16 protein-coding genes are annotated in these 16,982 nt (G+C 67.0%); 9 read left to right on the plus strand and 7 right to left on the minus strand.

Annotation, left to right across the window (positions count from 1 at the left end):
• The first annotated feature begins 38 nt into the window (after window positions 1–38).
• Window positions 39–1,055 (plus strand): beta-eliminating lyase-related protein, encoded by a 1,017-nt coding sequence (locus tag R9J51_RS04595; protein ID WP_179505977.1) that lies wholly within the window; start codon window positions 39–41, stop codon window positions 1,053–1,055.
• On the plus strand, window positions 1,052–1,975 hold the full coding sequence (locus R9J51_RS04600) for an EamA family transporter (RefSeq protein ID WP_168555911.1): 924 nt from the start codon (window positions 1,052–1,054) through the stop codon (window positions 1,973–1,975). The genes R9J51_RS04595 and R9J51_RS04600 overlap by 4 nt, the downstream gene beginning before the upstream one ends.
• On the opposite strand, the gene R9J51_RS04605 is transcribed toward R9J51_RS04600, so the two are convergent.
• On the minus strand, window positions 1,885–2,754 hold the full coding sequence (locus tag R9J51_RS04605; protein ID WP_179505978.1) for an SDR family NAD(P)-dependent oxidoreductase: 870 nt from the start codon (window positions 2,752–2,754) through the stop codon (window positions 1,885–1,887). The two genes, R9J51_RS04600 and R9J51_RS04605, sit on opposite strands and share 91 nt — an antisense overlap.
• A gap of 126 nt (window positions 2,755–2,880) precedes the next feature.
• Here R9J51_RS04605 and pepN point away from each other — a divergent pair, with 126 nt between their 5' ends.
• Window positions 2,881–5,490, plus strand: coding sequence for an aminopeptidase N (pepN, locus tag R9J51_RS04610; protein WP_179505979.1), 2,610 nt, complete (start codon window positions 2,881–2,883; stop codon window positions 5,488–5,490).
• Window positions 5,487–6,251, plus strand: a complete 765-nt coding sequence (gene pgeF / locus R9J51_RS04615; protein ID WP_179505980.1) for a peptidoglycan editing factor PgeF — start codon at window positions 5,487–5,489, stop codon at window positions 6,249–6,251. The genes pepN and pgeF overlap by 4 nt, the downstream gene beginning before the upstream one ends.
• Window positions 6,252–6,335: 84 nt before the next feature.
• On the opposite strand, the gene R9J51_RS04620 is transcribed toward pgeF, so the two are convergent.
• The 5 genes from R9J51_RS04620 to gluQRS are packed head-to-tail and all read right to left on the minus strand — an operon-like array spanning window position 6,336 to window position 9,270.
• Window positions 6,336–6,656 carry a hypothetical protein gene (locus tag R9J51_RS04620; RefSeq protein WP_168555915.1) on the minus strand — a complete coding sequence of 107 codons (321 nt, stop codon included), beginning with the start codon at window positions 6,654–6,656 and terminating at the stop codon, window positions 6,336–6,338.
• Window positions 6,657–6,704: 48 nt separating this feature from the next.
• Window positions 6,705–7,574, minus strand: coding sequence for a 3-hydroxyacyl-CoA dehydrogenase NAD-binding domain-containing protein (locus tag R9J51_RS04625; protein WP_179505981.1), 870 nt, complete (start codon window positions 7,572–7,574; stop codon window positions 6,705–6,707).
• Window positions 7,575–7,600: 26 nt separating this feature from the next.
• Window positions 7,601–8,161 carry a cob(I)yrinic acid a,c-diamide adenosyltransferase gene (locus R9J51_RS04630; protein WP_179505982.1) on the minus strand — a complete coding sequence of 187 codons (561 nt, stop codon included), beginning with the start codon at window positions 8,159–8,161 and terminating at the stop codon, window positions 7,601–7,603.
• A gap of 18 nt (window positions 8,162–8,179) precedes the next feature.
• Window positions 8,180–8,413: an HIG1 domain-containing protein gene (locus R9J51_RS04635; protein WP_168555918.1), complete on the minus strand. Its 234-nt coding sequence runs from the start codon at window positions 8,411–8,413 to the stop codon at window positions 8,180–8,182.
• The gene (gene gluQRS, locus R9J51_RS04640; RefSeq protein WP_179505983.1) at window positions 8,410–9,270 is read right to left on the minus strand and encodes a tRNA glutamyl-Q(34) synthetase GluQRS; all 861 of its coding nucleotides are present in this window, start codon (window positions 9,268–9,270) and stop codon (window positions 8,410–8,412) included. Before gluQRS ends, R9J51_RS04635 begins: the two co-directional genes overlap by 4 nt.
• Window positions 9,271–9,891: 621 nt before the next feature.
• Between gluQRS and guaA the strand changes: the two genes are divergently transcribed.
• A complete protein-coding gene (guaA, locus tag R9J51_RS04645; protein ID WP_169475578.1) occupies window positions 9,892–11,463 on the plus strand; it encodes a glutamine-hydrolyzing GMP synthase in 1,572 nt (523 codons plus the stop codon).
• Window positions 11,464–11,517: 54 nt separating this feature from the next.
• On the opposite strand, the gene R9J51_RS04650 is transcribed toward guaA, so the two are convergent.
• Window positions 11,518–12,264, minus strand: a complete 747-nt coding sequence (locus R9J51_RS04650) for a glutaredoxin family protein (protein ID WP_179505984.1) — start codon at window positions 12,262–12,264, stop codon at window positions 11,518–11,520.
• An 82-nt stretch (window positions 12,265–12,346) separates the two neighbouring features.
• On the opposite strand from R9J51_RS04650, the gene R9J51_RS04655 reads away from it, so the two are divergent.
• The 4 genes from R9J51_RS04655 (at window position 12,347) to R9J51_RS04670 (ending at window position 16,864) form a co-directional block, all read left to right on the plus strand.
• A complete protein-coding gene (locus tag R9J51_RS04655) occupies window positions 12,347–12,769 on the plus strand; it encodes a MerR family DNA-binding protein (RefSeq protein WP_246866072.1) in 423 nt (140 codons plus the stop codon).
• Window positions 12,770–12,939: 170 nt separating this feature from the next.
• Window positions 12,940–13,656, plus strand: coding sequence for a trehalose-phosphatase (gene otsB, locus R9J51_RS04660; protein ID WP_179505985.1), 717 nt, complete (start codon window positions 12,940–12,942; stop codon window positions 13,654–13,656).
• A complete protein-coding gene (locus R9J51_RS04665; protein ID WP_179505986.1) occupies window positions 13,653–15,464 on the plus strand; it encodes a glycoside hydrolase family 15 protein in 1,812 nt (603 codons plus the stop codon). The genes otsB and R9J51_RS04665 overlap by 4 nt, the downstream gene beginning before the upstream one ends.
• Window positions 15,461–16,864, plus strand: coding sequence for an alpha,alpha-trehalose-phosphate synthase (UDP-forming) (locus R9J51_RS04670; RefSeq protein ID WP_349237502.1), 1,404 nt, complete (start codon window positions 15,461–15,463; stop codon window positions 16,862–16,864). The genes R9J51_RS04665 and R9J51_RS04670 overlap by 4 nt, the downstream gene beginning before the upstream one ends.
• Window positions 16,865–16,982 lie beyond the last annotated feature (118 nt).

Here is a 16,982-nt window from a genome sequence, read left to right on the forward strand (position 1 = left end):
GCTTGACCGCACAACGCCTTCGCGGGCAGGGCGGTTTCATGCATTTCTTCTCCGACAACGCCGCATCCGTCCACCCCCGCGTCTGGGCCGCGCTGCAAGCGGCCGATGCGCCGGATTTCGCCTATGATGCCGACGCGCTGAGCCGGTCGCTGGACGAGGCGTTTTCCACGCTGTTCGGCACGCCCTGCGTGGGGCTGTGGGTGGCCACGGGCACGGCGGCCAATTGCCTGGCGTTGAGCGCGATGGTGCCGCCGCACGGCGCCGTTGTCTGCCACCGCGAGGCGCATATCGAGATGGACGAAGGCGGCGCGCCGGGATTCTTCACCCACGGCGCCAAGCTGATCCTGGCCCAGGGCGATGGTGCGCTGCTCACGCCCGAAAGCATCGCTGCCGTGATCGATCCGATTCGCCCCGGCGTGCACCAGGTGCAGCCCCATGCCATTTCGATCACCCAGGCCAGCGAATATGGCCGGGTCTATCGCCCGCACGAGGTGGCCGCGATCGGATCGCTGGCCCGCACGCGCGGCCTTGGCCTGCACATGGATGGCGCGCGCTTTGCCAATGCCGTGGCGTTCCTCAATTGCGATCCGGCCGCGCTCACCGCGCAGGCCGGGGTCGATGCCCTGAGCTTCGGCTTCGTCAAGAACGGCGGGCTGGGGGCAGAGGCAATCGTGCTGTTCGACGAGGAACTGGCCGACACGATCCGTTTCCGCCGCAAGCGCGCCGGCCACCTGCAATCCAAGGGCCGCTATCTGGCGGCGCAGATCCTGGCCATGCTGGAGCATGACCTGTGGCTGGCCAATGCCCGCGCCGCCAATGCCGCGGCGCAGGAACTGGCCGCCTCGTGCACCGGGCGCCTGCTCCACGCGGTGGAGGCGAACGAGCTGTTCGTCACCTTGTCGGACGTGGAAAAGACCGCGCTGCGCAGCGCCGGTTTCGATTTCTATGATTGGCCCGCGCCGGCCGGCACGCCGGGCGCGGCGCGGCTGGTCACGGCGTGGAACACCGATCCGGCCCATGTCGCCGCGCTGGCCCGCGCGATTCGCAACCTGTGAGCGGGGCAAGCGCCAGCGCGGATGAAACGCTGTGGCGGCCGCGCGTGGTCGTCCCGTTCCTGGCCGTGGCGCTGATCTGGGGCTCCACCTGGCTGGTGATCAAGGGGCAGGCCGGCGCAGTGCCGCCGAGCTGGTCGGTCTGCTATCGTTTCGCCGTGGCGGCGCTGGGCACCTTCGTGCTGGCCCTGCTGCGCCGCGATCGGCTGATGCTGGATCGTCAGGGCTGGCAACTGGCGGCGGGCATCGGCGTGTTTCACTTCACGCTCAACTATCAGTTTCTTTACCCGGCCGAGCAGCACATCACCTCTGGCCTGGTTGCCGTGCTCTATGCCCTGCTGATGGTGCCCAATGCGATGTTGGCGCACCTGTTCCTGGGACAACGGGTGGCGCGCGGCTTCTGGGCGGGATCGGCCGTGGCGCTTGCCGGGATTGCCCTGCTCGTCGTTCACGAAGTGCGCGTGGCGCCGGCCACCACCGCACCTTGGCTGGGCATCGGGCTGGTCACGGTTTCGATCCTGGCGGCCTCGGTCGCCAATGTCATGCAGGCCTCGGGCGCGGCGCGGTCGCGGCCGATCCTGCCGATCCTGGCCTGGGCGATGACGATTGGCGCGCTGATCGATGGGCTCGTCGCGCTGACGCTGGCGGGGCCGCCGGTGATCGACTGGGGCTGGCCCTATGTTTCGGGCGTGCTCTATCTCAGCGTGGTGGGATCGGTGATCACGTTCCCGCTCTATTTCCAGCTGTTGAAAGACATGGGCGCGGGTCGCGCGGCCTATAACGGCGTGCTCGTGCCGGTGGTGGCCATGGCGCTGTCCACCGTGTTCGAGAATTATCGCTGGTCGCTGCTGGCGGTGGCCGGCTCGGCGCTGGCGATGGTGGGCTTGGTCATGGCGCTCAAGGCGCGCAATCCTTCGCGGTAGGTGGGATAGATCGGCCGCCAGTCCAACAGGCGCCGCGCCTTGCCGGCGGCCACACGGCGGCTCTCGGCATAGAAGCCGCGCGCCATCGGCGATAGCTCGGCTTCGTCGGCGGTGAGCAGCGGCGGCAGGGGCAGGCCGGTGAGGCGGGCGGCTTCCTCCACCACGGCGTTCTGGCTGGCGGGCTCCTCGTCTGCCAGGTTGTAGACACCGGGCGGGCCGGCAAAGGCGGCCAGGGTCGCGCCGGCAATGTCGTCCACATGGATGCGGCTGAACACCTGGTCGCGCGCGATGATGCGGTGCGCGGTGCCCTCGCGCAGCTTGTCGATAACGCTGCGCCCCGGGCCATAGATGCCGGGCAGGCGCAGCACCCGCACGCGCGCATCCCATGCCTGCCACGCCAGGTCTGCCGCCACGCGGGCAGAACGGCGGCCGCCGCCGATCGGCGCAGTCTCGTCCACCCAGGCGCCGCGCGCATCGCCATAGACCCCGGTGGAAGACCAATAGCCGATCCACTGCCCCGGCCAGGCGTTGAGCGCCGGGCCATAGGCCTGCAGTACCGGATCGCCGCCTTCGCGTGCGGGCGGGACGGAGGACAGCACATGGCTCGCCCGCGCCAGCACGGCGTGCACGGCGGCGGCATCGGCAAAGTCGATCGTGCCGGCGCGGCCGGTGCCCGTCACCTGCCAGCCCCGCGCGCGCAAGGCATGGGCCAGCACTTGGGCGGCATAGCCCATGCCGAAGATGAACAGGTGGCCCGGTTCGCTTTGTTCGTCGGTCATGCGTTGCGCAGGGCCTCCAGCACCCCAACCCCTCCTTGCGAAGAGGAGGGGCTTAAAACCCGCAATTATCCCCTGTTTCGGATTTGCTCAATTGCCCCAAGGCCTGCGGCTTCCTAAGTCTAGGGCATGAAGGATTCAGCCAGCCAGCCGCCCATCGTGATCCAGCGCGCCGATTATCGCCCGCCCGCCTGGCTGGTTCCCGATATCGCCCTGGATTTTCTGCTCGATCTTTCGGCCACGGCGGTTACCGCCACCCTGGACGTAGAGCGCAACGCGGCCGGGGAAGGCGGGCCGCTGCGCCTGAATGGCGACGGGCTGGTGGCGCAAAGCGTGGCCGTCGATGGCGAACCGCACAATGCCTGGGCCATGGATGGCGACGACCTGGTGATCGAACTGCCGGGCGAGGCGCACCAGGTGACGATCGAGACCACGATCGATCCCACCGCCAATACCCAGCTTTCCGGGCTCTATGCTTCGGGCGGGCTGCTCTGCACCCAGTGCGAGGCGGAAGGCTTTCGCCGCATCACCTTCTTCCCCGACCGTCCCGACGTGCTCAGCCGCTACACCGTCACGCTCACGGCCGACAAGGCGGCGTTCCCGGTGCTGTTGTCCAACGGCAACCCGATGGACAGTGGCGAGGAAGACGACGGCACCCACTGGGCGATCTGGCACGATCCCTGGCCCAAGCCTTCCTATCTCTTTGCCCTGGTGGCGGGCGATCTCGTCGCCACGCGCGATAGCTTCACCACGGTTTCGGGTCGCAAGGTCGACCTGGCGATCTGGGTGCGCGCAGGCGATGAAACCCGCACTGCCCATGCCATGCGCGCGCTGATCGCCTCGATGGCGTGGGATGAGCAGGTCTATGGCCGGGAATACGATCTCGACTTGTTCAACATCGTCGCGGTTTCCGATTTCAACGCCGGGGCGATGGAGAACAAGGGGCTGAACATCTTCAACACCCGCTATATCCTGGCCGATCCGGAAACCGCCACCGATGGCGATTACGATGGCGTCGAAGGCGTGGTGGCCCACGAATATTTCCACAACTGGTCGGGCAACCGCGTCACCTGCCGCGACTGGTTCCAGCTTTCCCTGAAGGAAGGCTTCACCGTGCTGCGCGACCAGCAGTTTTCGGCCGACCAGGGCTCGGCCCCGGTCAAGCGGATCGAGGACGTGCGCATCTTGCGCAGCGCCCAGTTCCCCGAGGATTCCGGGCCGCTCGCCCATCCGATTCGCCCCGATTCCTATCAGGAAATCAGCAATTTCTACACCGCGACCGTCTATAACAAGGGCGCCGAGGTGATCCGCATGATGACCGTGCTGGCTGGTCCCGAACGCTTCCGCGCGGGCACGGACCTCTATTTCGAACGCCACGATGGCGAGGCGGCGACCTGCGAGGATTTCGTCAAGGCGATCGAGGACGGTGCCGGGCTGGACCTCCAGCAGTTCCGCCGCTGGTACGAGCAGGCTGGCACCCCGCAGGTGGACGTGGCGATGACGCACGATACCGCCAGCGGCACCGTGACCCTGGCCTTGCAGCAGACCGTGCCGCCCACGCCCGGCCAGCCGGTCAAGCAGCCGATGGTGATCCCGCTGCGCACCGCGCTGTTCGATGCGGCGCGCGGCACGCATGGCGGCGAGCACCTGATCGTGCTGAGCGAGGCAGCGCAGCAGTTCACGTTCGAGGGGTTCGCCAGCGCGCCGGTGCTTTCGATCAATCGCGGCTTTTCCGCGCCGGTGGCGATCAACGCGCCGCAAAGCGTGGCAGACCTGGTGTTCCTTGCCGCGCACGACGATGATGCCTTTGCGCGCTATGAAGCGATGCAGCAACTGGTGGTGCAGCATCTGGTCGCCGCAGTCGAAGGCCGGCTGGACGATGCTGCACGCGAGGCGGGCCGCACTGCCATCGGCGGGGCGCTGGGCGCGATCCTGGCCGATCCCGCGCTGGACGATCTGATGCGCGGCGAACTCGTCATGCTGCCCGGCGAGGCGTACCTTGCCGAACAGATCACGCCCGTCGATCCTGCGCGCGTCCATGCCGAGCGCGAGGCACTCAAGGCCTGGCTGGGCCGCGAACTGGGCGATGCCTGGCGCGCCTTGCACGATCGCTGCAGTGCGGTGCCCTATGGCCTTGATGCCGCGCCACGCGGCGCGCGCAAGCTCAAGACCCAGGCGCTGGTCTACCTGGCGGCAGCCGATCCCGCGCAGGCGGCCAAGCGGGCCAAGGCGCAGTATGACGCGGCCGACAACATGACCGATCGCCAGGGCGCGCTGATGGTGCTGTGCGGGCTCGACGTGCCCGAACGCGATGCAGCGCTGGCCGACTTCCACGATCGTTTTGCCGATAACCGGCTGGTGATCGACAAGTGGTTTTCGCTCCAGGCCGGCTCGCTCCATCCCAAGGCGCTCGATCATGTGCGCGCGCTGGCCGGGCACCGCGATTTCACGCTGACCAATCCCAATCGCGTGCGCGCGCTTTACATGGCCTTTGCCGCCAACCCGCAAGCGTTCCACGCCGGCGATGGCGCGGGCTATCGCCTGATCGCCGACCTGATCCTGGCGCTCGATCCGATCAACGGCAATGTCGCGGCGCGGTTCGTGGCGCCGCTCGGCCGCTGGCGGCGGATCGAGCCGGCCCGCGCCGCGCTCATGCGGGCAGAGCTGGAGCGCATTGCCGCCGCGCCCAAGCTGTCGCGCGACGTGCGCGAGCAAGTGGGCAAGAGCCTGGAAGCATGAGCGTGGACGTCGAAGTGCTCACCCATCCGGCCCTGGCCGGCGCCGCGCACGGCTTCCTTGGCCGGCGCGGCGGGGTGTCCACGGGCATCCACGCCGGGCTCAACGTGGGCTGGGGCAGCGAGGACGATCCCGTCGCCACGGCAGAAAACCGCCGCCGCGCCGCCCACGCGGTGCTGCCCGGCGCAACCCTGGTCTGCGCCTATCAGGTTCATTCGCCCGACGTGGTGGTGGTGGACAGTGCCTGGAACGAGGCGGACCGCCCGCGCGCCGATGCCCTGGTCACGCGCCAGGCCGGCCTCTTGCTCGGTATCCTCACCGCCGATTGCGCGCCGGTGCTGTTCCACGATCCCCACGCCGGGGTGATCGGCGCGGCCCACGCGGGCTGGCGCGGCGCAATCGATGGCGTGACCGACCGGACAGTGGAAGCGATGGAAGCCTTGGGCGCTGATCGCGCCGCGATTGCGGCGATTGTCGGCCCGTGCATTGCCCAGAAAAGCTATGAAGTGGATGCCGCGTTCGAGGCTCGCTTCGTGGCCCAGGCGGCAGAGAACGAACGCTTCTTTCGCGCCGGCAAGGCCGGCCACGCCTGGTTCGATCTGCCCGGCTATGTCGCGCACCGCCTCCATGCCTTCGGGGTGGGCGTGGTCGGCATGCTGGACGAAGATACGTACGCCCAGCCCGACCGGTTCTATTCGTTCCGCCGCGCCACCCATGCGGGCGAGCCGGGCTATGGCCGGGAAATCTCGCTGATCGGGCTATAGCCTTTTCAAGGCAGGTGGAACCACCTGCCGACTCGGAAAATGCGGCAATTCAAGAGGCCGGGGCGTAACCCCCGCCGCACCATATCATTCCGCGCCGCGCGGGGTGTCGTCGTCGATGCCCGCTTCGCCCAGGCCGCCTTCCTCGTCGTCGTCGTTGCGCTCGCCGCGGTAGGCGCCCATGTCGATCCGGCCGGACGAGACCATCTGCTTCATGTGATCGACCAGGTCGGGGGTGGAGCCGGCCTCGTCTCCCTGGCCGGAAACGCGCTCGCTGTCTTCGGCAGAACCCAGCACGGCGGTGGCGCGGCCCAGCGCTTCATCGGCCAGGGTCTGCGCCTGGCTGGGCGCATCGTCCTGTTCCTGGTTGTGCGCTTCGGGGGGAAGGTCGGGCAGGTCCTTGCTCATGGCGTATCTCCTTATGGAGAAGATACGCCTGCGCGGCTCCCCTGTTCCTTACCGCGTGGGAACTGGGGCCTCGCCGCTGTAATTGTAGAACCCGCGTCCGGTCTTGCGGCCCAGCCAGCCGGCCTCGACATACTTCACCAGCAGTGGGGCAGGGCGATACTTGCTGTCGCCGGTGCTGGTGTGCAGCACGCGGATGATTTCCACGCAGGTATCGAGGCCAATGAAATCGGCCAGTTCCAGCGGCCCCATCGGGTGGTTGAGGCCCAGGCGGCAGGCCTTGTCGATATCCGCGATGCTGGCGGTGCCGCTGCCCAGCACGAAAGCCGCCTCGTTGAGCATCGGCATCAGCACGCGGTTGACGATGAAGCCGGCCTCGTCCTGCGAAAGCACCAGTTCCTTGTTCAGCCGGCCGACCAGCGTGCGCATCGCGTCGAGCGTGGCGGCCGAGGTGGCCAGGCCTGGAATCACTTCCACCAGGTTCATCACCGGCACGGGATTGAAGAAGTGCAACCCGATGAAGCGGGCCGGATCGGGCGAGCCGGCCGCCATGCGGGTGATCGGGATCGAGCTGGTGTTGCTCGCCAGGATCGCGTGGGGGGCCAGCACCTGGCCCGCGGCGGCAAAGATCGCCTGCTTGATGTCTTCGCGCTCGGTCGCCGCTTCCACGATCAGGTCGGCAGCGGCCATCGGCGCATAATCGCCGATCGGGGTGATGCGGGCGACGATGGCATCGGCGTCGCTGGCCGCGATCTTGTCCTTGGCCACCAGGCGGGCAAGCGCCTTGGCGATCTTGTCGCGGCCCTTTTCCGCCGCGGCCAGGTTCATGTCGGCCAGCAGCACGGCCAGCCCGGCCTGCGCCATGACCTGCGCGATGCCCGCGCCCATCTGCCCGGCCCCGATCACGGCAACGGTCTGCATGCCCGCAAATTCCTTCTTCAGTTGGTCTAGCGGCTGGCGCCCGGCACCCACAGGGGATCGCGCCCGGCATTGAGCGCGCGGGCCAGCACGAAGAGATAGTCCGACAGCCGGTTGAGATAGGCAAGGGCCGAGGGATTGACCGGCTCTTGCGCGGCCAGGGCCACGGCGGCGCGTTCGGCGCGGCGGGCAATGGCGCGCGCCAGGTGCACGCGCGCGGCCGCTTCGCTGCCGCCGGGCAGGATGAAGCTGGTGAGCGGCGGCAGTGCGGCGTTGCGCGCGTCGATCGCGCGTTCCAGCCAGTCCACCTGGCCCGGCACCACGCGCAGCGTCATTTCGCCAGGTTCGAAATCGCTGCCGGGGGTGGCGAGGTCCGCGCCCAGGTCGAACAGGTCGTTCTGGATGCGGGTCAATTCCGCGCCCGCGTCGGCTGGCACGACCAGCGCGGCCAGGCCGACTGCGCTGTTCACTTCGTCCACTTCGCCGATCGCGGCCATGCGCGCATCGTGCTTGGCACGGCGCGAGCCATCGACCAGCCCGGTCGTGCCATCGTCACCCGTGCGGGTGTAGATCTTGTTCAGCTTGACCATGAAATAGAACGGACCCGTTCAGTTCTTGCCGGCAACCATCAACAGCACGACCACGACCACGATAGCCAGGCCCTGGAACTTGATGCGGTTGAACATCATGCGGTTCTGCAAGAGCTGCATGTCGCGGATGCCTTCGTCCCCGCGCTCCAGTCCTTCGCGCGTGGTGCGCAGGAAGGCGACGACACCGCGCAGCAGCGACCACACGGTCAGCGCCATCAGCACGATCAGCAAGGGCACGAGCACATAGGTCATGGTGCAAGGTCTATGGTGTCTGCCAGGCAAATGCCAGTGTCAAAAAGACTGCTATCAAAACGACCGGCACGCAGCGCTGCGGCCAGCGCCGGGCCATCTTCGCCGTTCTGCCGCCGCTCCGCCAAGCCCGCCGCGCCGCGCCGCTTGGCCAGCTTGCGCCCGTCGGGGCCCACCAGCACGGCATGATGGTGCCAGCGCGGCACCGGCAGCCCGAGCAGCGCCTGGAGCAGGCGATGCACATGGCTGGCACGGAACAGATCGATCCCGCGCGTGACCACGCTGACGCCATCGGCGGCATCGTCCACCGTGGCGGCAAGGTGATACGACGCCGGCGCATCCTTGCGCCACAGCACCACGTCTCCGAACAGATCCGGCGTTGCCTGCTGAATCCCGCGCCGCTCGTCGGTCCATTCCAGCGGCCCGGCGAGCGCCATCGCGCGGGCCATGTCCAGCCGCCAGGCGACATCGGGGCCGGGTTCGATGGGGTGAAGGCGGCAGGTGCCGGGATAGAGCGGGCCGTCTGGCCCTTGCGCGGCGGCATTGGCGGCGATTTCGGCGCGGGTGCAGTGGCAGGGGTAGAGCAGGCCCGCCGTGCGCAAGGCATCGGCGGCGGCGCGATAGCGTTCCACCCGCTGCGATTGCGGCTTCACTTCGGTCCACGACAGGCCCAGCCAGGCGAGATCGGCGCGGAATTCCTCGGCCAGTTCCGGGCGGCTGCGCGCGCCGTCGATATCCTCGATCCGCAGCAGGAATGTGCCGGTTGCCGCCCGTGCGCGATCGTGCGCCACGATCGCCGCCCAGGCGTGGCCCAGGTGCAACGGGCCGTTGGGGCTGGGGGCAAAGCGCGTCACGATCATGAGGATGGTGCCTAAAAGGTTTCCTCTCAGGAACAAGTGTATCCCGAAAGACACAATTGCCAAAAACGCAAAACGGCGGCCCCGCCGGACCGCCGCTTGGCGTTTCGTGCCGCGCGGCGATGCGGTGACATCGCGCTGCGTGGCGGTATTCCAAGTATTCAAACCATTTCGCGGCCGCTTGAGAGGACCGACCCGAAATGTTTCAGTGCTGCTGCCAGCGCTTAGACAAGCGTGGCAGTGAACATCGCGCCGCTGACACCAGCAGCGAGGATGAGCGGCAGCATAACGGTTGCGAACTTGCGCATGGTATGCTCCTGATTTCCTGCAAATTAACAAGGTTTATTATTTAACCTTGCAGGATCCTCTCAGTCCGTCGCGCCGGCAGGGTAAGGCTCGGAGCCGCGAACTGGGGCTCACATAAGACGAGCCGATTTTGTTACAAGTGCGATCCTGGCATCTGCACTTGCAATAAGTGCAATTCATGTATTGCAACCGGGGAGTTTGTGGCAATCTAGCAACACTTGCTTGGCATTGCGCCACTTTGGTGCCACGCGCGCCAGGCCCGCAGCGAATTTGCGCCAAGTGCTGGACAGTTCCCCGCGCCTTCCTTATCGGCCAGCCATGACTATCCAGCCCGAAGAATCGGCCCCCGAATCGATCCTGATCGTCGATTTTGGCAGCCAGGTGACGCAGCTGATCGCACGCCGCGTGCGCGAGGCGGGCGTCTATTCCGAAATCGCCCCTTTCACCCAGGCCGAGGCGGCATTCCACCGCATGAAGCCCAAGGGCATCATCCTGTCGGGTTCGCCCGCCAGCGTGCCGGCCGATGGCAGCCCCCGCGCGCCGCAGGTGCTGTTCGACAGCGGCCTGCCGATCCTGGGCATCTGCTATGGCCAGCAGGTGATGAGCGAGCAGCTTGGCGGCAAGGTGGAGCCGGGCGATTCGGGCGAATTCGGCCGCGCGTTCCTGACGGTGACCGAGCCTTGCGTGCTGTTCGACGGGCTGTGGACCACCGGTGAACGCCATCAGGTGTGGATGAGCCACGGCGACAAGGTGACGCAGTTCGCCCCCGGCTTCCGCATCGTGGCCGTGTCCGACGGCGCGCCGTTCGCGGTGATCGCCAATGACGAGAAGAAGTATTACGGCACCCAGTTCCACCCCGAAGTGGTGCACACGCCCGACGGCGGCAAGCTGATCGCCAATTTCGTGCGCCACGTCTGCGGCTGCACCGGCGATTGGACGATGGCCGAATTCCGCAAGACCAAGATTGCCGAAATCCGCGCGCAAGTGGGCGATGCCCGCGTGATCTGCGGCCTTTCCGGCGGGGTCGATTCGGCCGTGGCGGCCGTGCTGATCCACGAGGCGATCGGCGACCAGCTGACCTGCGTGTTCGTCGACCATGGCCTGATGCGCCTGGGCGAGGCGGAGCAGGTGGTGTCGCTGTTCCGCAACCACTACCACATTCCGCTGGTTCACGTGGATGTGTCCACGCTGTTCCTGAAAGGGCTGGAAGGGGTGACCGACCCCGAGGCCAAGCGCAAGTTCATCGGCAAGACCTTCATCGACGTGTTCGAGGCCGAAGCGCGCAAGGTGGGCGGCGCCGATTTCCTGGCGCAGGGCACGCTCTATCCCGACGTGATCGAAAGCGTGTCGTTCACCGGCGGGCCTTCGGTGACGATCAAGAGCCACCACAACGTGGGCGGCTTGCCCGAGCGCATGAACATGAAGCTCGTCGAGCCCTTGCGCGAACTGTTCAAGGACGAAGTGCGCGCGCTGGGCCGCGAACTGGGCCTGCCCGACATTTTCGTGGGCCGCCACCCGTTCCCCGGGCCGGGCCTCGCCATCCGCATCCCCGGCGAAGTGACGCGCGAGCGCTGCGACATCCTGCGCAAGGCCGATGCGATCTATCTGGAAGAGATCCGCAACGCCGGGCTCTATGATGCGATCTGGCAGGCCTTTGCCGTGCTGCTGCCGGTGCGCACCGTGGGCGTGATGGGCGATTTCCGCACCTACGATTCGGTCTGCGCGCTGCGGGCCGTGACCTCGACCGACGGGATGACCGCAGACATCTATCCCTTCGACGCCGGCTTCCTCAGCCGCGTGGCGACGCGCATCGTCAACGAAGTGAAGGGCATCAACCGCGTGGTCTATGACTATACGTCAAAGCCGCCGGGCACGATCGAGTGGGAATGACCTGAACCGCGACAAGGGCGCCGCGAACTTTTGGGTTCCGGCGCCCTTTTGGCGTCAGTGCACCAGCATCCACAGCGCCATGGCGACCATGCCGATGTTTTCGGTGAGCGAGACGAAGCCGAGCGGCACGTTGCTCGATCCGCCCACGCAGGCGCATTTCAATTCGCGGCGATCGATGTAGACCGCCTTGAACACCGACACGGCGCCCACCGTGCCGATGAACAGCGCCACCGGCGCCGCAAGCCAGGTCCATACCCCGGCGATCATCAGCAGCCCGGCCAGCGCCTCGGCAAAGGGATAGAGTGTGGCGTAAGGCACCCAGCGGCGCGCCAACAGGTCATAACCCAGGAACATCGTGGCAAAGCGGCCGATGTCCTGCAACTTGAGCAGGGCGAGCACCGCCATGCTCATGCCGATGAACCATTCCGCCGCGCGCAGCGTGAACGGGGTGCCGAACGCCGCCTGGCTGGTGGCCAGCGCCATCAAGGCGGTGATCGCGAACAACACGGCCACGGGGGCATAGCTGGTTGCCTTGGGATCGGGCACGGCCAGGCCGAAATGACGGCGCAGATCGTCATAGCCGCCGATCCGCTGGCCATCGATAAAGACCTGCGGCGTGGTCTGCACGCCATGCTGCGCCTTGAACGCGTCGGTTTCCGCGCGCGTGCGCAGCCAGTGATCGTCCACCGCAAAGCCCTTGCGACGCAAGAGGTGCCGCGCCTTGAGCCCGAAGGGGCAGACGTGCTTGTCGGTGACCATGCGATAGAGAACGGCGGTGCGGGGCTGGGCGGAAGCGGTCATGGCAGCGGCCTTTGGCTGGATTGGAGCGGGCTGCATCCCATATAGGGTCCGTACCATGGTACGCAGTCAAGGGGTGCCGAACATGCCATCAGAACGCGCCAAAAGCGCATTGACCATCGCCGGCCTGGCGCGCGCCGGCAATGTCGGCGTGGAAACCGTGCGCTATTACCAGCGGCGCGGCTTGATCGAAACGCCCGAGCGCGGCGGCGGTGCCGGGCAGCGTGGCGCGATCCGCCACTATGGCGAAAGCCACGTGCGCCGCCTGCGGTTCATCCGTGCGGCGCAGGCGGCCGGGTTCACGCTGGAGCGGATCGGCGACCTGCTGGCGCTGGACGCGACGCACGATCGCGCCCGCGTGCGCGCCTTGGCGGCCGAGCAGATTGCCGCCCTCGATTCCCGGATCGCAGACCTGGAGCAGGCGCGGGCCGCGCTGCACCGACTGGCGCAGGCCTGTGGCCATGGCGAGGCCGGGCCATGCCCCATCCTGACCGCATTCGAGCGTTAGGAAACAAGCACTTGCGCGGCGGGGCCGTGGGGCGGCGGGAACCAAAAGGAGCGCAAGTCATTGTTTTGGCGCGTCAGCCGCCATAGCCAAGGAGTGCCCCCATTCCCCTGATCGCCACCACGCCCGCCCTGCTTCCCGCGCCGCGACCCGGCCTGCTCTCCCGAGCCACCGTGTTCCTCGACATCGATGGCACATTGCTCGAACTGGCCGACGACCCCGACGCAGTGCGCGCCGATGGTGCGACGCGCGCGCTTCTGGGCGATCTGGCGCGACGGCTGGATGGGCGCTTGTCGATGGTGAGCGGGCGTTCGCTGGAACAGATCGATCGCATCCTTGGGCCGATCGCCCAGGCCCTGCCGGTCACCGGCAGCCACGGCCTGGAATACCGGTGGAACGGCGTGTGGGCGCGGCCCGAACGGCTTCCCGTGCTGGAAGACGTGGCGCGCGATTTCAACACGCTTGCGCGCACCTGGCACGGTTGCCTGGTGGAAGAGAAATCATTCGGCGTGGCGTTTCATTGGCGCCTGGCGCCAGAAGCGCAGCAGCCGGCACAAGCGCTGGCCGTGCATCTGGCGCAGGCGCACGCGCTCAAGATCCAGCACGGCAAGGATCTGGTCGAACTGCGCATGCCCGGCGGCGACAAGGGCCAGGCGGTGCGCCGGATGATGGCGCGGCCCGGCATGGCGGGCACCCAGCCGGTGTTCTTTGGCGATGACCTGACCGACGAAGCCGGCTTTGCCGCTGCCCGTGCGCTGGGCGGCCATGGCGTGCTGGTGGGGCCGCGCGCGCTGGATGGCAGCAGCACGGCAGCCACCCTGTCGCTGCCTTCGCCCGCGGCGGTGCGTGCGTTCCTGCGCGACTTTGCCGATGGATCGCAGCCGGCATGAGCGAGGCAACGCGCGTCGCGAGCGTCGATCTCTGGCCGATCGGCAATTGCCAGGTGGCCGGGATGATCGACCGGACCGGCAGCCTGGTGTGGGGCTGCGTGCCGCGCCTGGATGGCGACCCCACGTTCTGTGCCCTGCTGGATGACAAGCCCGCCAGCGACCCGGCGGCGCTTGGCTTCTGGTCGATCACGCTGGAAGATGCTGTCGCTACCACGCAGCATTATATCCGCAACACCCCGGTCCTGGTGACGACCCACACCGATGCCCAGGGCGGGGCGATCGAAGTCGTCGATTTCTGCCCGCGCTATAAGAACCACGGGCGGATGTACCGCCCCGTGGCCTTTGCCCGGATCGTGCGCCGCCTGGCCGGCAGCCCGCGCATTCGCGTGGCCTTGCGCCCGGCTAGCGAATGGGGCGCGAGCGTGCCTGCGCGCACCAGCGGATCGCATCATGTCCGCTATCTGCTGCATGACCTGACGCTGCGCCTGACCACCGATGCGCCCGTGGGCTGGGTGGCGGACGAGCGCCCGTTCCGGGTGGAACGCTCGCTGCATTTCTTCCTCGGCCCGGACGAAAGTTTTGCCAACGACCTGGGCCATGGCATGGAAGAGATGCTGGCGCGCACGATTGCCGAATGGCGACAGTGGACGCGCGGCCTGGCCACGCCGCTGGAATGGCAGGACGCGGTGATCCGCGCGGCAATCACCCTCAAGCTGTGCCAGTTCGAGGAAACCGGCGCGATCGTGGCGGCGCTGACCACCTCGATCCCCGAGCATGCCGATTCGGGCCGCAACTGGGACTATCGCTTCTGCTGGATTCGCGATGCCTATTACACGATCCAGGCGCTCAACCGCCTGGGTGCGCTCGATGTGCTGGAAGGCTATCTCGAATATCTGCGCAACGTGGTGGAAGGCGCACGGGGCGGGCATATCCAGCCGCTCTATGGCCTGGGCGGCGAAGACAAGCTGACCGAGCGTGTGGCCGAAAACCTGTCCGGTTATCGCGGCATGGGCCCGGTGCGGGTGGGCAACCAGGCCTATGAACAGATCCAGCACGATGCCTATGGCCAGATCGTGTTGTGCAACACCCAGGCGTTCATCGACCGGCGGCTCTATCGCATGGCCGGCATGGCCGATTTCGAAGCGCTGGAGGCGGTGGGCGAACGCGCGTTCCAGGTGCACGACCAGCCCGACGCCGGCCTGTGGGAGCTGCGCACCCGCGCGCATGTCCACACGTATTCGGCGGCGATGTGCTGGGCCGCGTGCGACCGGCTGGCCAATATCGCGGCCGAACTCGCCCTGCCCGAGCGCGCCGATTTCTGGCAGAACCGGGCCGACACGATCCGCGCCACGATCGAATCGCGTGCCTGGCGCCCGGACACGCAGCGCTTTTCCGCCACGTTTGGTGGCGATGATCTGGACGCGAGCCTGATCCAGCTGCTCGACATGCGGTTCCTGCCGCCCGACGATCCGCGGTTCCAGGGCACGCTGCGCGCGGTAGAAGAAGGCCTGCGGCGGGGCAGCCACATGCTGCGCTATGCCAGCGAGGACGATTTCGGCCTGCCCGAAACCGCGTTCAATGTCTGCACGTTCTGGCTGATCGAGGCGTTGCACGCCACCGGCCGCGCCGCCGAAGGGCGCGACCTGTTCGAGGAAATGCTGGCCCGCCGCACCGCCGCCGGGCTGCTGTCGGAAGATATCGACCCCGTTTCCGGGGAACTGTGGGGCAATTACCCGCAGACCTACTCGCTGGTCGGCCTGATCAACTGTGCCGGCCTGCTGAGCAAGCCATGGAGTGCCATAAGGTGAAGCGCCTGATCGTCGTCTCGAACCGTGTCCAGCCGCCCAGTGAGGACGAGCCGGGCAACCAGGGCGGGCTGACCGTTGCCTTGTCGACCGTGCTGCGCGAAAGCGACGGCATCTGGTTCGGCTGGTCTGGCGGGGAAACCGAGAGTTTCACCGGCCATATCAATTTCCAGAAATCGGCCGGCGTCACCACCGCCACGGTGGACCTGGAGCCGCAGGACATCCACGAATACTACGACGGCTTTGCCAACCGCACGTTGTGGCCGTTGTTCCACTATCGCGTCAGCCTGGCCGAATTCGAGCGCGGGTTCGTCGATGGCTATGAACGCGTCAACACCCGCTTTGCCGATACCCTGCTGCCGCTGATCGCCAAGGACGATCTGGTGTGGGTGCACGATTATCACCTGATTCCCCTGGGCCAGCGCCTGCGCGAGCGCGGCGTGGAAAACCGCATCGGCTTTTTCCTGCACATCCCCTGGCCGCCGATGCGGCTGATGGTTTCGCTGCCCAATCACCAGGAACTGGTCGAATCGCTGTTCGCCTATGACGTGGTCGGCTTTCACACCGAAGACTGGCTGGAAAGCTTCCTCGACTATGTCCGCGCGCAGATGGACGCGACCGTGGGCGAAGACAACACCGTGACCTGGAACGGGCGCACCTTGCGCGTGGTGGCCTGCCCGATCGGCATCGATGCGCGCGAATTTGCCGATACCGCCAACGGCCCGGTGGCCGAGGCGATGCGCCGGCGCATGGAAGAAAGCGCCGGTGGCCGCGCGATGATCGTGGGTGTGGACCGGCTGGACTATTCCAAGGGCCTGCAGGAACGCTTCATCGGCTACGAGCGGCTGCTGTCGCAGCGGGCCGACCTGCACGAGCAGGTGTTCCTGCTGCAGATTGCGCCGCCCAGCCGCGAAGGCGTGCAGACCTACCAGGAAATCCGCGCCAGCCTCGATTCGCTTTCGGGCCGCATCAATGGCGAGTTTTCCAGCGTCGAATGGGTGCCGCTGCGCTATGTCAACAAGGGCTATCCGCGCGACGTGCTGGCAGGCGTCTATCGCGCCGCCAAAGTCGGCCTGGTCACGCCCTTGCGCGACGGGATGAACCTGGTGGCCAAGGAATTCGTGGCCGCGCAAGACCCCGAGGATCCGGGCGTTCTGGTGCTGTCGAACTTTGCCGGAGCGGCAGCGCAATTGACGCAGGCGGTGCTGATCAACCCTTACAGCCCCGAGGAAATCGCCGATGCCCTGGCGCTTGCCCTGACCATGCCGCTGGCCGAGCGCCAGGAGCGCTGGCGGGCATTGATGGATACCGTGCTCAAGGAAGACGTGATGTGGTGGCTTGCGCGTTTCATGGCGGCGCTCGATCCGTCGGAAGCGGGGGAATTGGCACTGACGGAGGAATGATTTTCGCGGCGGCGGCGTGAAAACGGTGTGGCAGGGCTTGCCAAAGAGCGATCAAAGATATATCTTAACAATCGTTCGCAGGGAATATTGCATTCCCGGTGGGCCTCTCCCGCCAGGG

This window comes from Novosphingobium rhizosphaerae (assembly GCF_050920675.1).
GTDB lineage: Bacteria > Pseudomonadota > Alphaproteobacteria > Sphingomonadales > Sphingomonadaceae > Novosphingobium > Novosphingobium rhizosphaerae.